The organism is Nonomuraea sp. WAC 01424, assembly GCF_003947315.1.
Lineage (GTDB): Bacteria > Actinomycetota > Actinomycetes > Streptosporangiales > Streptosporangiaceae > Nonomuraea > Nonomuraea spiralis.
Genome location: NZ_QHHZ01000020.1, coordinates 176,920 through 191,605, shown reverse-complemented (window position 1 = coordinate 191,605; position 14,686 = coordinate 176,920). Strand labels below are relative to the sequence as shown.

Below are 14,686 nucleotides of genomic sequence, written 5' to 3'. Positions count from 1 at the left end.
CTCAGCTTCCGTCCCGTCCGCGAGCAGCACGACGGCGCGGCGGCCGGGGAGGCCGCCGCGCCGCGGGTGTGCGGCGGGCGCGCGGGGGTCAGCTCGCGCTGCAGGAGACCGTGGGCCAGGTCGAACTGCCGTTGCGCTGGATGGTCACGCCCCAGTTGTTCCCGTTGCCGTTGGGCTTGGCGGTCAGCACCTGGGCGCTGGGGTAGGCGGCGGTGATGTTCCAGGTGGATATGATCTTCTCGGGGGCGGGCACGTTCATCGTCACGGTCCAGGTGTTCGAACCGCTGACCGCGACGTTGAGGTTGTAGCGGTCGCTCCACTGCTGGCCGGCGGACAGGGTCGCGGTGCAGCCGCCGGGGTTGCCGCCCGGGTCGCCGCCGCCGGGGGAGCCGCCGTTCGTGATGGCCGAGCTGCCGCTGCTCTGGTAGCCCTCCGTCGCCAGGATCATGTAGTCGTGGCCGCCCAGGCTCATGCCGTTGCGGGCCCAGGCGTCGAAGTGGTTGCCCGTGGTGACGGTCCCGCCGGTCCGCTTCGACTGCCGGACGCTCCAGTACTGGTTGAAGGTCTTGTTGCCCTCGATCGAGGGGGCGTTGTAGCGGGTCGTCTGGTAGATGTCGTACGTGCCGCCGTCGCTGGTCACCGTGCCCTTGTACGTCCCGGTGGGCCGGTAGGTGCCCCAGTTGTCGACGATGTAGTACTCGACGAGCGGGTTCCTGGTCCAGCCGTACACGGCGAGGTAGGCGTTGCCGGACGGGTTGAAGCTGCCCGAGTAGGTCACGGTCCTGCGTCCGCCGGGGTTCCAGCCCTTGCCGGCGACGAAGTTCCCGGTGTTGCGCCACGAGGTGCTGTACGCGCCGCCCGATCCCAGGTCCATGGAGACCGATCCGGGGCTGTCGGTCCAGAAGGAGTAGAAGTACCCGTTGTTGGTGCCGGTCTGGTTGGAGGTGACGGGGGCCGCGTTCGCGATGCCGGGCGGCATCGTCACGGCCACGACCAGCGCCGCGATCACGGCACAGGCCCGTACGGCGAGCATCCGGGCGCGGCCGCGCCTGCGGTTTCCGGGGTGAGCGGGGACGCCGTTCATGTGCGTGCTTCCTCCTTGGGGGGACGGAGGGTCGGCGAAACTATCGGTACGCTCACGAAAGTGTCGGCCTGATCTCGTGCATCTGTCAACGCCCTCTGTGTGAACACCGCCGATCAGCGGACACAACCCCTGGATGACAGCTCTCTTGGGTTGTGAAAGTTTCGTTCAAGTGCCGAAACTCGCGCCGATCACAGCTCGGGGTGCGGAACCCCGTACCGCTCGGCGATCTGGGCGACCGCACGCTCGCAGGCCAGCCACCGCCCGCCCGCCGCCCTGACCCCCGCCACCGGAGTGCCTGCGCAGAGCTCGCCGGGGTTCGCCTCGCCGTGCCACGTGCAACGGCGCGTACCGGAATGGCTGCAAGCCGGGAGCAATCGCTGCGCAAGGGACGGCCCCTAGCGTCGGTGCCGTGTCCAGACGACTGGTTCTCGGCGGCGGCGCCGCCCTCGCGGCGACCGCGACGCTGACCCTCGGCCTCACCACCGCCGCCCCCGCCTCCGCCCGCACGACCGCTCCCGCCGGTACCGACGCTTCCGCCTCCGCCAGGACGGCCGCGCAGGCGCCCGCCGGGACGGCCGGCAAGCTGTTCCGCGCCTGGCTGGCCGGCGACCGCGCCGCCGCCGCCCGGGTCGCCACCCCCGCCGCGGTGAACACGATCTTCTCCTACGCCTTCCGCGCGCCCGACCGCTTCGACGGCTGCTCGGGCAACGTGTGCCGGTACGTGCACACGAGCGTGCGCGTGCCCGGCGGCCTCAACGGCATCGCCATGACCGTGACCGGCTCCAAGGTCACCAAGGTCTACCTGTCACGGCACGTCGAGCGGCCCGCCGCCGCGGCCACGCACCTGTTCGCCGCCTGGAAGCGCGGCGACCGGTACGCCGGGCTGGAGGTCGGCGCCGAGGCCGCGGTGCGCACACTGTTCCGGGTCAGGTACGACCCGCGCGGCGTCACCCACCACTTCCAGGGCTGCTCGAAGGAGCCGAAGGGCTACGCGTGCGCCTGGTCCTACGACGGCGGCGCGATGATCATGCACGTACGCGGCTCCAAGGCGACCGGCTACGACGTCCGCTCGGTCACGTACCTGGCCGACTGACGACGGGGGTCAGCCGCCGGCGGCCAGGTCGTTCGCGGCCACGTAGCCGAAGGTCATGGCCGGTCCGATGGTCGAGCCCGAGCCCGCGTAGCTGTGGCCCATGACCGCGCCGCTGGCGTTGCCGGCCGCGTACAGGCCGGGGACGACCGAGCCGTCGGTGCGCAGGACGCGGGCGCGGGCGTCGGTGCGCAGTCCGCCCTTCGTGCCAAGGTCGCCGGGGACGATCTTGAACGCGTAGAAGGGCGGCAGCCAGAGCGGCGCCAGGCACGGGTTGGGCCGGACGTACGGGTCGGCGTAGTAGTGGTCGTAGGCGCTGTCGCCGCGGTGGAAGTCGGCGTCCCGTCCGGCCAGGGCGAACCCGTTGAAGCGGTTGACCGTGGCCCGCAGGGCCGCCTCCGGCACCCCGATCTTCCGCGCGAGCTGCTCGATCGTCGGGGCCCTGAACAGGGCGCCGCTGTCGTACCAGGAGTCGGGGAAGGGCAGCAGCGGGGCGACGTCCTTGAACAGGTACTTGTTCCGGTACTGCTGGTCGATGATCAGCCAGGCGGGGATGTGCGGGTCGGCCGGGGTGTTGCGGTCGTACATGACGTGCACGACGTCGCTGTAGGGCGCGGCCTCGTTGACGAAGCGCCGGCCGTTGCCGTTGATGATGACGCAGCCCGGCAACGTACGTTCGGCCAGGCAGAAGTACGGCTCGCCGGGCAGCGGGATCACCGGCCCCCACCAGGCGTCGTCCATCAGGTCCAGGGCGGCGCCGGTCCGCTCACCGGCTTCGATGCCGTCGCCGGTGTTCTCCTTGGCGCCGACGGTCCAGCTCGTACCGATGGGCTGGCGCTGGAACTCCGCCCGCATCGCCGCGCTGTGCTCGAACCCGCCCGACCCCACGATCACCCCGCGCCTGGCCCTGACCAGCCCCGGCGAGGTGACCACGCCGGCGACCCGGCCGCCCTCGACGTGCAGGTCGAGCAGCGGCGTGTTCAGCCACACGGGCACCCCGGCCGCCAGCAGCCCGGCCCGCAGCCCCGCGGCCAGCGCCTGGCCCATGGTGAGCGGCTTCTCGCCGCGCAGCGCCGCCTGGGTGCCGCGCAGCAGGCACGCGGCCGACACCGCGGCCCCCTGCGCGTTGACCGCGGCGAGCGTCAGCCACTTGTAGTCGGCGCTGAAGACGACCATGCCCGCCGGGGTCGGGATGTACGGCGGGTTGAGCCGGGCCAGCTCCGGCCCGAGCAGGTTGCCGTCGAACTGGTCGGGCTCGATGGAACGCCCGCCCGGCATCCCGCCGGGGAACTCCGGATAGTAGTCGGAGTAGCCGTCCATGAACCGGAAGCGCAGCGGGCTGTTGCGCGTCACGAACGAGATCATGTCCGGCCCCGCCGCGAGGAACGCCTGCTGCCGCGCGGCCGGTACGGTGTCGCCGACCACGCGGGCGAGGTAGGCGGCGGCCTTGGCCGGGGTGTCCGGCACCCCGGCGGCGAGGATCACCTCGTTGCACGGGATCCAGATGCCCGCCCCCGACCGTGCCGCCGACCCGCCGAACGTCGGCGCCTTCTCCAGCACGACGGTGCTCAGCCCACGCTTGGCGGCGGTGAGGGCGGCGGTCATACCGGCGGCCCCCGAGCCGACGACCACCACGTCGTAGTCGGCCTCGGCGTAGGCCGGGTCCTGGCCGAGCGCCGCGCCCTTGACCAGGATCCCGCCCGCGACGAGTAGGGTACGGCGGCTGCGTCCACGGGGGGTGAGGTCGTCGGAGGCCGGTGAGGCAGGTCGCATCGGTGATCCCTTCGGAAGGGGAGAGCCGGTCGGCCCCCTCGCCGAAAACGAGCATGCGCTTGGTTGGTAACCCTGTCAACGCTCCCGTACGGCCAGATCCCTGACCTTGCCCGAGGTGCCGGTGGCCGTCAGCGCGGTCGCGAACAGGACGAGCTGGTTGAGCACCTTCAGGAACAGCAGCATGCCGGCCGCGCCCGCGACCACCCGGTAGGCCGGATTGGCCGCGGTGAGGTTGACGTAGACCAGGCCGAGCGTCTTGAGGATCTCCAGCCCGGCGGTGATGACGAGCGCCGGGCCCATCACCCGCCGCAGTGGTACGCGTAACCGGGGCGGCGCGGTCAGCAGGGCCATGGCCAGCAGGGTGTTGACGCCGAGGCCGAGCACGAACCCGGCGGCGGTCAGCACCCACTGGGCCGGCAGGGCCTCCACGCCCACGGTGAGCACGGCGAACCAGGTCAGCAGCCGCTCGGCGGCGAAGGCGACGGCGAGCGACAGGGCCAGCAGCAGCCCGAGCCCGGCCAGTACGCCCAGGTCGATGAGCTGGCGCAGGAAGAAGTTGCCCGGGTACTCCTCCAGCCGCCACATCGCCCGGGTGGCCGAGCGCAGGGTGTCCATCCAGAACAGGCCGGTCAGCGGCAGCGCGACGAAGGCCACCGCGCCGGCCGTGCCCCCGGCCTCCCGGATCGCGTCCACGTCGAGGCGCGGGAAGTTCTCGCTCAGGTAGTGCTGGACCGTGGCCAGGACCGTCGGGTCGTCCATGACGTGGCCGAGGATGCCGAAGGCCAGCAGGGCCAGGGCGAAGGTGGCGAAGAAGGAGTAGTAGGTGAGGGCCGCCGACAACCGGCCGCCGTCGGCCTTGTCGTAGCGCACCACCGCGCGGGCCAGATGGTCGAGCCAGGCGTGCCGGTCGCGGGCCCGCAGCCAGGCCGCCGCCAGTCCCTTGAACGGTCTGGTGGCGTTCATGGAGCAGGATCCCCCTCGCGGACGCGTCCGGTGGCCGGACGCCGCCGGGTGCTCACCGTACCGCTTCGGGTGAATCATGAGGGGAACGCCCCTGTGACCGGAGGACGGCACTTTGACGGAACCGCAAGACATGTCCAGGAACGCGCGACTCAACAGGTACGCCGACGTGGCGAGCGCTCTGGCCCTGCACAGCGACCGGCGGCTGGCCTTCCTGCTGGAACGGGCCGGCGCCCTCGGCACGGGCATCGGCGGCGCCTCCGCGCTGCTGGACGTGGACGGCGTGCCCGTCTTCGCCAAGCGTGTGCCGCTGACCGACCTGGAACGCGAGCCGGCCAACGTCATGTCCACGGCGAACCTGTTCGAGCTGCCCCCGTTCTGCCAGTACGGCGTCGGCTCGCCCGGCTTCGGCTCCTGGCGCGAGCTGGCGGCCCACGTCATGACGACCAACTGGGTGCCGGCCGGGCACACCGACGCCTTCCCGCTGCTCTACCACTGGCGGGTGCTGCCGGGCGCGCCGCCGCCCGCGGAGGAGCACGCCGACGTCGAGGCCGCCGTGCGGTACTGGGGCGGGGCCCCGGCCGTGGGGGAGCGGCTGCGCGCGCTCGCGGGGGCCTCGGCCGGAATCGTGCTGTTCCAGGAGTACGTCCCGCACAACCTGGACGCCTGGACGGCCACGGGCTGACGCACTTCGACGGCCATTTCGGCGACCTGCTCACCGACGGCGACCGCCTGTACGTCGCCGATCTCGGACTGGCCACTTCGCCCCGGTTCGAGCTGTCCGGCGAGGAACGCGCGTTCCTCGGCCGCAACGCCGGGCACGACCTCGGATACGCGCTGATGCGGCTGGTCAACTGGCTCGTCTCCAACGTCTGCGGGGTGCCCGTGGCAGGCCCGCCGGCGCGGCGCGACGCCTTCGTCCGCGCCTGCGCGGAGGGGGACGCCGACCTCTCCGGCATCCCGCCCGTCGCCGCCGCGATCATCCGCCGCCACGCGCCCGTGGCGGCGGCCATGAACGGCTTCTACTGGGACCTGTTCGGCGCCGACCGCGCCACGCCGTTCCCCCGCGAGCAGGTCGAACACGCCCTCGCGCCGCTGCTCGCGGACCCGCCGCGAGAGGAACGCCCCGGAACGCCCGGATCGCCCGGACCGCCCGGACCGCCCGGCACGGTCGGCACGGTCGGCACGGTCGGCACGGTCGGGACGGTCGGCACGGTCGGCACGCCCGGCCGGTGATCGCGGGTGCCGCGAAGCCCGGTCGCCGGGGCCGCGGGCAGGCGGCGGGCCGGCGGCCGGGCGGTCGCGGTCAGGTCAGGTCAGGTCAGGTCAGGTCAGGTCGGGTCGGGTCGGGGCGGGTCAGCGGAGGTTGAAGGCGCGCAGGGTGGTCTGCTTGACGCGGTTGCCCGCCGCGTCCCACGCCTCCACCTTCAGGCTCACCGCACCCTTGGTGGCGCGGAGTGCCGGGTACTTCGCGGCGGCGGTGTAGACGCCGTCCCGGCCCTTCCTGAGGTCGGCCGGCTGCCAGGTGGCGCCGTCGTCCGTGCTGGTCCACAGCCGTACGCCGCTGATCGCCGGCATCCTGGCCGCCGACGGCCCGTGGTAGGCCTCCAGCTCGAACGTGTGCCGGCGCCCGGCCGCGACTGTGTTCTCGGCGGACAGGCTGTCACCGAGGTCGTAGCTGACGTAGACCGCCGGGGTCGTCCGGCACTGCTCGACCAGCCCGTCCACGAACCAGGCGTAACAGTTGGCGCCCGGCCTGAGCTGCTCCTTGGCCGGCGGGGCGGTGAACGTCCACTCGACGTCCTGAAGGGCGTTCTTGGCCGTCAGCCGGTAGGTGCCCGGCTCCTTGGGCAGCGGGTAACGCGGCAGCGTGTCGAAGCCCGGCAGCGGGGCGTTCGGGACCTCCTTGCCGTCGCGGTACAGGTGCAGCTCGTACTGCGGCGCGAGGTCGCCGAACGCGCTGCCGTCGTCGCGCCGCTCACCGACCCCGTTGACCAGGGACGGCGTCACCCACAGGTTGCCGTCGTGCACGCAGATCGCGCACGGCACCCCGATGACGAGCTGCTTGAGCGGGGGCGCGTCCGGGGCGCCGCCGAGCGCGTACAGCTTGTCGGAGGCCGTCGAGGCGCCCGGCGTGCTCGGAGTGGCGAACCACTTCTGGACGGTGGTGCCCGGCCGGTCGAACACCTCGTGCCGGTAGCGGGTCTCCTGGACCTCCTCCCCAGGGGTGGACGAGACGAGCGCGGACAGGCCCGCCTCGCTCACGATCTTGGGGTCGAGCGGCCAGATGTACTGCGACCTGCGCTCCGGCATCGGGGTGGACCAGTGCAGCATGTCGGTGTTGGTCGTCGTGTACGAGATGTCGTCGGTCCGCCACGACGCACGCCAGCTCATGTACTTCGTGTACGGCCCGCCGTGCACGTCGAGGTCGACCCGGTGGAGCTGACGCTCGCTCACCTCGTACCGCATCGAGTCCGGGACGCGCCCGTCGGCCGACGGCCGGAACACGTACGAGTACGGCGTGTTCGGCGTGCCCTCGACCTGGACGGTCACCTTGCCCCGGGCGGCCTCCGCGCGGATCTTCGTGCCCTCGGTGTTGGAGACGTAGGCGACGGGGATGCCGACCGGCTGGAACGGCCCGCTGAACGGCTTCTGCGAGATGGGCAGCGGGATCGGGCAACTGGCGGCCCTCTCGTTGAAGGCCAGGACGCCGGCCGCGCCCGCGTCCCTGATCGGGCCCACACGCTCGATCTGCAGGCCGCACACCGGCCCGAAGACCCCCTCGGCGGGCTCGGCGTCGATCAGCACGAGCGCGCCGCGCAGGTCCTTGCCCGCCAGCTCCTCCGGACGGCCCTTGCCCGCGTCGACCACCCGCAGGTTCTTGCTGCCCTCGAACGGGACGTACCCGGGGTGGATCTCACCCGCGTCGATCATGTGGACCCGGGAGACCGGGTGCAGGGTCGTGCGCTTGGAGGCGCGCATGGTCATGGTGACCTCGGGCACGCCCAGCTCCCACTGGCCGGTGAAGCGGAAGCCGCCCTTGGTGACCTTCTTGGTCGGCAGCACCCACGTCTTCTCCCACGCGCCGAGCGGACGGCCGGCCAGCAGCGTGCCGCCGAAGACCTTGCCGTTCGGCAGGGTGCGCTGGAAGAAGACGTCGTAGGTGTTGTTCAGCGGCTGCGCGGTCTTCGGGGCGCTGAAGCTGATCTCGGTGGCCTTGCGGGCGTCGAGGGTGATCTCGGTGTCGCCGGTGACGGTCAGCTCGGGCTCGAACAACCAGGCCCGGTTGGCGCGGTCGTCGCCGTCCATCCAGTCGAGCACCTGCAGCAGGCTGACGGTGCCGGCCGGGACGCGGGTGACGACCAGGCCCACGTCGTCGACGCGGTGGGGGCCGAGCTCGCCCTTGTTGCCGTCGACGTCCAGGACGTTCATGGCCGTCGGGGTGCGCGGCTTGCCGTCCCGGTCGAGGGTGCGGATGGTCAGGTCGTACTTGGGGACGTCCCGTACGGCGCCGAGCGGCGTGGTGAGCCGTACGCCGTCGGCCTCGGCCGTCACGGCCCCGCTGTAGGTCCCGACGCCGAGCTCGGCCGGGTCGAGGGTGATGGTGGTGGCGGCCGTGCCGCCCGCGGGGACGGTCAGCGTCGCGTCGGCGAGGGCCGGCTTCGCCCCGCCGCTCATCGTCGCCTTCAGCGTGAGCGTGACGGGCTGGTCGCCCAGGTTGCGGTAGGAGACCTCGCCGGTCTTCGGCGCGCTGCCGGTCTCCAGCAGGCCGAAGTCCACGCCGCCGCTGGTCGTGAAGACCTGCTGCCGGGTCGCGCGGTCCAGGTCCACCCGGCCGGCGCCCTGCTCGTACACGGTGAAGCCGTCGTCCTTGGAGGTGGACATCAGCGCGGTCTTGAGCTGCGGGCCCGTCCAGTCCGGGTGCTGCTGCGCCAGGATCGCTACGGCGCCGGCCACGTGCGGCGTGGCCATGGAGGTGCCGGACGCGCCGGTGTAGCGCTCGTCCACCGGGGAGCCCATGGTGGTGCCGGCCGCGCGCGCGGCCACGATGTCCACACCGGGCGCGGCGATGTCGGGCTTGAGCCCGCCGCCGGGGCGCGGCCCGCGGCTGGAGAACGCGGCGAGCTGGTCCTGCTTGTCCACGGCGGCCACGGTCAGGGCGGCGTCGGCCGCGCCGGGCATGCTGATCGTCTCGGTCTCGTACAGGTTGCCCGCGGCGACCACGAACAGCGTGCCGGTCTCGGCGGTCAGGTCGTTCACGGCCTGGCTGAGCGGGTCGGTGCCGTCGCTGGGCGGGCCGCCGAGGCTCATGCTGACGGCCTTGGCGCCGCTGCGCGCGGCCCACTCCATGCCCTCGATGATCCACGACTCCTGGCCGGAGCCGGTGTTGTCGAGCACCTTGCCGACGACGAGCTGCGCGCCGGGGGCGACGCCCTTGTACTTGCCGCCCGAGGCCGCACCGGTGCCGGCGATGGTGGAGGCGACGTGGGTGCCGTGCCCGTGCCCGTCCTGGACGGGCTCCTCCGGGACGAACGACTTGCTGTCGGCGATCTTCCCGGCCAGGTCGGGGTGGCCGGTGTCGGCGCCGGTGTCCAGCACGGCGATCTTCACGCCGGTGCCGTCCTGGCCGCGTTCCCACGCCTTGGGGGCGCCGATCTGCGGGACGCTCACGTCCAGGTCGGCCTTGACCTTGGCGTCCAGCCAGAGCTTGGCGATGCCGCCGCGCAGCGCGCCGGGCGCCTTGGCCAGCCCCTGCCCGCCGCCCTGTGCACTGTCCTGCCCGCCGCGTACGGCCTGCCAGAACGCGCCCGCCTCCGCCTTGGTGACGTCGAGGGCCGAGGCGTGGATGCTCTCCAGCGTACGGGTGGGGTCGCTGGCGGGTACGGCCGCGGCCGAGCGCTTCACGGCCGCCTCGGGCTGGTCGCCCGGGTACTGCACGATCACTGGCAGCCGCTTGGCGACGTCGTCGGCGTAGCCGTTCTCGGCCAGGTACTTGACGTCGAACAGCCGCCGGTCCACCAGCCCGGCCTGGACGGCGGCGACGGCGTCGTCCGGCAGCACGAAGACGCCGTCCGGGGTGAACTGGGTGAACAGGTTGATCCGGCGGCCGTCCTCGCGGGTGCCGGGAGCGGTCTCGATCCGGTACGTGCCTGCGGTGGACCGGTTGAGCTGGACCTTGTCACCCGTGATCAGCGTGACGACGACCTTCTTGGCCCGTACCCCGGTCAGGGCGACGTCCTTGACGGCGTCCGTGGTGGCTTCCGTGGCGACGGACGGCGCGGAGGGGGCGGGCGAGGTGGCCGGGGTGTCGGCCGAGGCCGGTACGGCGGTCAGTACGGCCGCGAGCGCGGTGACCGCGGTCAGCAGCACGCCTGTCCGGCGGACCAGCGGGGGGCGGGGCAATGCCATGGTGGCCTTTCTGGCGGGGGAGGGGGGTCAGACGGGTTCGAAGCCGTCCGGCGGCCGAGGGGGTTCCGGGGTCTCCTGATGTAGGGAGGGCCCATCCGGTAGGGGTTCGTCCGGATCCTGCTGGCCGGGGTCGTCGGTGGTGTCGGACATGCCGAAAGTGTCCAGGTATGCGTATGGGGTGGGGTATGGGGTGCCCTATGGGGAAAAATCCCCAATTTGGGGATTCAGTCGCCGGGGAGGAGGTGGCGGGCCAGCTCCGTCCGCGACCGCGCGCCGACCTTGCGCATGGCCGCGCTCACGTGCTTGTCCACCGTCTTCGGCGACAGGAACAGCTCCCTGGCGATCTCCTGGTTGGTCAGCCCCTCGGCCGCCAGCCGGGCCACCTGCTCCTGCCGGGCCGACAACGCGTGGTCGTTCCCCGCCTGCGCGGGCGTGCTCTGCGTCGCCGGCCGGACGCCCCACCTGCGGCCCAGCCCGGTCGCGCGGTCGAGGTCCCAGCGCGCCCCGAGGTCGACGTACGCGGTGACGGCCCGGCCGAGCCGGGTGGCGGCGGCCGGGTCGTCGAGGGCGAACAGGGCGGCGGCGGCGTGCTCGTCGGCCTGCGCGGCCTCGTACCTGGCCGGGACGCGTTCGAAGGCGTCGGCGGCGGCGGCGAACTCCGCCGCGGCCCGCTCCCACTGCCCGCCGGCCTCGGCCAGCAGGCCGCGGGCCTGCGCGAGCGCGGGCGCGGCCAGCGGCGCGTCGAGCCCGGCCAGCCGGGCGGCGTGCCGCGCGACGACGTCGGCGGCCTCGCCGGGGCGGCCCGCAGCCAGCAGCGCCTCGGTCAGTCCGGGCAGCGCCCGGACCGCCACCGGCCACAACTCGCTGGCCTCCCAGTGGACGCTCGCCTCGGCGACCGCCTCGATCGCCGGCTCCGGCTCGCCCCGCGCGGCGGCCAGCCTGAGCAGCATGGAGAGCGGCAGCACGAGGTCGTCGTACTGGCCGCGGGTGCGGGCCTCGGCGGCGACGTCGAGCAGCGGCGGCAGCGCGGCCTCCTGGCGGCCCTGCACCGCGCCCACGCAGGCGGTCACGATGTCGACGAGGATGCGTTCGTGCGGCTCGTCGCCGAAATGGTCGCGCAACTCCTGCATCTTCGCCGGCAGCCCCTGCCAGGAGCCCTCGAAGTAGTCGGCCGCGGCCAGGTTGACCAGGCAGCGCATTTCGAGCCGCCCGCGCAGGTCGGGCTCGGCGCCGTCCTCGACCGCCGCGGTCAGCAGGCGGCGGCCCTCACGATGGTGGCCGCCGAACAGGGCCGCGCCCCCGATGGAGCGGTACGCGTTCACCTCGCGGCGCAGCAGCCGCCGCCCGGCGGTCTCCCGCCGCAGGTCGTCGGTCAGCTCGGCCCAGCGCGGGTCGCCCATCACCACGAAGATCATCGCGATCTTGCCGAGCACCAGCATCCGCATGGCCGGGTCGGCGACGGCGGGCAGCGTCGCGAGCGCCCGCTCCAGCCAGGACCGGGTCTCCTCCAGCGGCAGGCCGCTCGGTGGCCGGCCGACCCAGGACATCGCCGCCGCCCCCAGCCCCGGCTCGCCGGACAGGTCCTCGGCCGCGCGGGCGAACGCCTCGCCGATGCGGGCGCCGTCGATGCGGGTGCGCTCCAGGTGCAGCGCGAGCAGCAGGCGCAGGTGGCCGCGCAGCGGAGGCGGCACGTCCTGCTCCAGCGCGCCGGTGACCAGGTCGGCGACCGGCGGTGGGCGCAGCAGTTCCAGGGCGGCCCAGCCGAGCCTCACCGTCAGCTCCGCCCGCCGGGCCGGGGGCAGGCCGGTGTCGTCGCGCAGCACGTCCTCCAGCAGGCGCGCGGCCTCGGCGTCGTCGCCCAGCCTGGACGCCTGCTCGGCGGCCTCGATGGCGGCCTCCACCCACTGCCCGGCCCGGCCCGCCTGGCGCAGGTGGTGGGCCAGGCGGCCCAGCGGGACCGGGCGCAGGCCGCGTACGGTGTCGGCGGCGGCGGCGTGCAGGGCCTGGCGGCGGCCGAGCGGGATCGCCTCGTAGACCGCCTGCGCCGCCAGCACGTGACGGAACCCGACCAGGCCGCCGGTGTCGGCGAACAGCCCGGAGCCGAGCACCTCGTCGATCGCGCCGACGTCGTTCCCGGCGAGCTCGGCGACCGGCATCGGAAGCCCCAGTACGGCGGCGCGTTCCGCCACCTCCTTGGCCCCGGCGGAGAGCCGCGCCACCCGTTCCTGCACCGAGGCGCGCACGCCGCTCGGCACGTCGAGCTCCTCCAGCGCCCGCCGCGCCCAGCCGCCCTCCCAGCGGATGAGCGTGCCGCGGGTGCGCAGCAGCGCCAGCAGCTCCTGAACGGCCAGCGGCAGGCCGGAGGCCCGCAGGCACAGGTGCTCGGCGAACTCGGCCGTCACCTCCTCGGCCTCCAGGATCGCCGAGGCCATCACCCGCGTCTGGGTGGTGTCGAGCGGCGGCAACACCAGATGCTCGGCCGCGATCGTGTCGGGGGCGCGCGCCGTGATCGCGCGCACCGCCCCGGACGCCTCCTCGCCCCGGTACGTCAGCACCACCCGCAACGTGCCCGGCAACACCGACATCAGGTACGTCAGGAACTCGACCGTCTGCCCGTCGGCCCAGTGGAGGTCCTCCACCGCCAGGACGGCGGGACCGAGCGCGGTCAGCACCTCGGCGAGCCCCCGGAAGACCCGGTGGCGTTCGGCCGCCCGGTCGTCGAGCGGCGGCGGCGTCTCGGGCAGCACCCCGGCCAGTTCCGGCAGCAGCTCGCGCAGCGCCCCCGCGACCGGCGACAGGGCCGCACCGGCCAGCTCGGACGCGCGCCCGCGCAGCGCCTCGACGACGGGCCCCAGCGGGAACGGCTCCCTGATCTGCACGCAGGCCCCGGCCAGCACCCGCAGGCCGGCCACCGCCGGACCGCCGAGCAGCTCGGACGTCAATCGCGACTTCCCGATGCCGGCCTCGCCCTCGACGACGGCGACGGCGGGCGCCCCGGCGACCAGCGCGACGAGCCGAGCGAGCTCCTTCTCCCGCCCCACCAGAACCGGGGAGACCACCCGCCCAGCACGCACCCGCTCATTCAACTGCACGGGAAGTCCGAGATCAACGTCACCCCCCTGCCGGACACCCCCGGGGGAGGTCAGGCGGGGGCGATGCCGTCGTAGTCGATCAGCAGGTGGCGGGGGCCGCGCAGGACGGCGCTCGGCCGGTACGGCGGCGGGTCGGCCACGAGCCGCGGATTGCGCAGCCTGCGTACCAGCTCGCCCAGCACGACCTGCGCCTCCAGCCGGGCCAGCGGCGCGCCGAAGCAGTAGTGGACGCCCCCGCCGAACCCCAGGTGCTCGTTGGGCCTGCGGCACGGGTCGAACCGGTCGGGCTCGCTGATGTGCGCCGGGTCGCGGCTGCCCGCCGCCACCGCGAGCACGACGGGCGACCCGGCCGGGATCGTGACGCCGCCGACGACGACGTCGTCGAGGGTGACCCGCGAGGACACGAGCTGCACCGGCGGCTCGTAGCGCAGCAGCTCCTCGACCGTCGTGATGACGAGATCGGGGTCGGCGCGCAGGCGTTCCAGCAGGGCGGGGTCGCGCAGCAGGGTGAGCATGCCGTTGGCGATGAGGTTGATCGTGGTCTCGTGCCCGGCGATGAGCAGCAGCAGGGAGGTGGCGACGACCTCCTCCGGCGTCATGCGGCCGTCGGGGCCCTCGTAGGTGACGAACCCGGACAACATGTCGTCGCCCGGCTCCTGCCGCCGGGCCTCGGCCAGCCCGGCGAGGTAGCGTTCCAGTTTCTCCGCCACCGCCTGGCGCTCGCGGGCCCGTTCGGCGCGCTGCTCCTCGCCCGGTCCGAGGGTCTCGACGATCGCGTCGGCCCAGGCGTGGAACTGCTGCTCGTCCTCGGCCGGTACGCCGAGCAGCCGGCAGATCACCGCGATCGGCAGCGGGTAGGCGACCTCGTCCACGACGTCGGCCCGGGTCTTGCCCGCGATGGCGTCGATCAGCTCGGTGGTGACGGTCAGCATCATGGGACGCAGCCCGTCCACGACGCCCGGCGAGTGCGGCGGCCCGAAGTGGCGCATGGTCAGGCGGCGCAGCCGGTCGTGCTCCGGCGGGTCGAGCCCGATGAAGGCGGGCGCGTGTTGCGGCGTCGGCGGCGCGGAGGCCAGGTTGCGCCGGTCGGAGCTGATCCGCGGGTCGTGCAGCAGCTCGACGATCTCCCGGTACGTGCTGACGACGTACGTGCCGTCCTCCAGCCGCGTCACCGGGTTGCGGCGCAGCTCCCCGAGGAACGGATACGGGTCGGCGCGGCCCGACGGGTCGAGGATGCGCTGGAAGGCGGCGTCCGATGTCATGTCCTGCACTCCTGTC

At 73.4% G+C, this 14,686-nt stretch carries 9 protein-coding genes; 3 read left to right on the top strand and 6 right to left on the bottom strand.

The genetic code is table 11. From position 1 onward, the window contains the following. Window positions 1–88: 88 nt before the first annotated feature. Entirely contained in the window at window positions 89–1,084 is a 996-nt protein-coding gene (locus DMB42_RS43205) for a glycoside hydrolase family 11 protein (RefSeq protein ID WP_125645325.1), read from the bottom strand. 409 nt (window positions 1,085–1,493) lie between these two features. On the opposite strand from DMB42_RS43205, the gene DMB42_RS43200 reads away from it, so the two are divergent. Continuing rightward, entirely contained in the window at window positions 1,494–2,177 is a 684-nt protein-coding gene (locus DMB42_RS43200; protein WP_125645323.1) for a hypothetical protein, read from the top strand. A gap of 9 nt (window positions 2,178–2,186) precedes the next feature. Here the strand turns inward: DMB42_RS43200 and kstD are convergent, their stop codons facing one another. Further along, complete coding sequence (kstD, locus tag DMB42_RS43195) at window positions 2,187–3,947, bottom strand: 3-oxosteroid 1-dehydrogenase (RefSeq protein ID WP_125645321.1); 1,761 nt, start codon at window positions 3,945–3,947, stop codon at window positions 2,187–2,189. A gap of 75 nt (window positions 3,948–4,022) precedes the next feature. Next, a complete protein-coding gene (locus DMB42_RS43190; protein WP_125645319.1) occupies window positions 4,023–4,910 on the bottom strand; it encodes a YihY/virulence factor BrkB family protein in 888 nt (295 codons plus the stop codon). Between the two features lie 112 nt (window positions 4,911–5,022). Here DMB42_RS43190 and DMB42_RS54510 point away from each other — a divergent pair, with 112 nt between their 5' ends. Beyond that, window positions 5,023–5,592 carry a hypothetical protein gene (locus DMB42_RS54510; RefSeq protein ID WP_221762613.1) on the top strand — a complete coding sequence of 190 codons (570 nt, stop codon included), beginning with the start codon at window positions 5,023–5,025 and terminating at the stop codon, window positions 5,590–5,592. 155 nt (window positions 5,593–5,747) lie between these two features. Continuing rightward, the gene (locus DMB42_RS54505; RefSeq protein WP_221762612.1) at window positions 5,748–6,143 is read left to right on the top strand and encodes a hypothetical protein; all 396 of its coding nucleotides are present in this window, start codon (window positions 5,748–5,750) and stop codon (window positions 6,141–6,143) included. A gap of 120 nt (window positions 6,144–6,263) precedes the next feature. Here the strand turns inward: DMB42_RS54505 and DMB42_RS43180 are convergent, their stop codons facing one another. The 3 genes from DMB42_RS43180 to DMB42_RS43170 form a co-directional block, all read right to left on the bottom strand. Further along, window positions 6,264–10,316, bottom strand: a complete 4,053-nt coding sequence (locus DMB42_RS43180; protein ID WP_125645317.1) for a S8 family serine peptidase — start codon at window positions 10,314–10,316, stop codon at window positions 6,264–6,266. Between the two features lie 224 nt (window positions 10,317–10,540). Further along, window positions 10,541–13,408 carry an AAA family ATPase gene (locus tag DMB42_RS43175; protein WP_260478285.1) on the bottom strand — a complete coding sequence of 956 codons (2,868 nt, stop codon included), beginning with the start codon at window positions 13,406–13,408 and terminating at the stop codon, window positions 10,541–10,543. Between the two features lie 50 nt (window positions 13,409–13,458). Beyond that, entirely contained in the window at window positions 13,459–14,670 is a 1,212-nt protein-coding gene (locus DMB42_RS43170) for a cytochrome P450 (protein ID WP_125645315.1), read from the bottom strand. Between the last annotated feature and the right edge of the window lie 16 nt (window positions 14,671–14,686).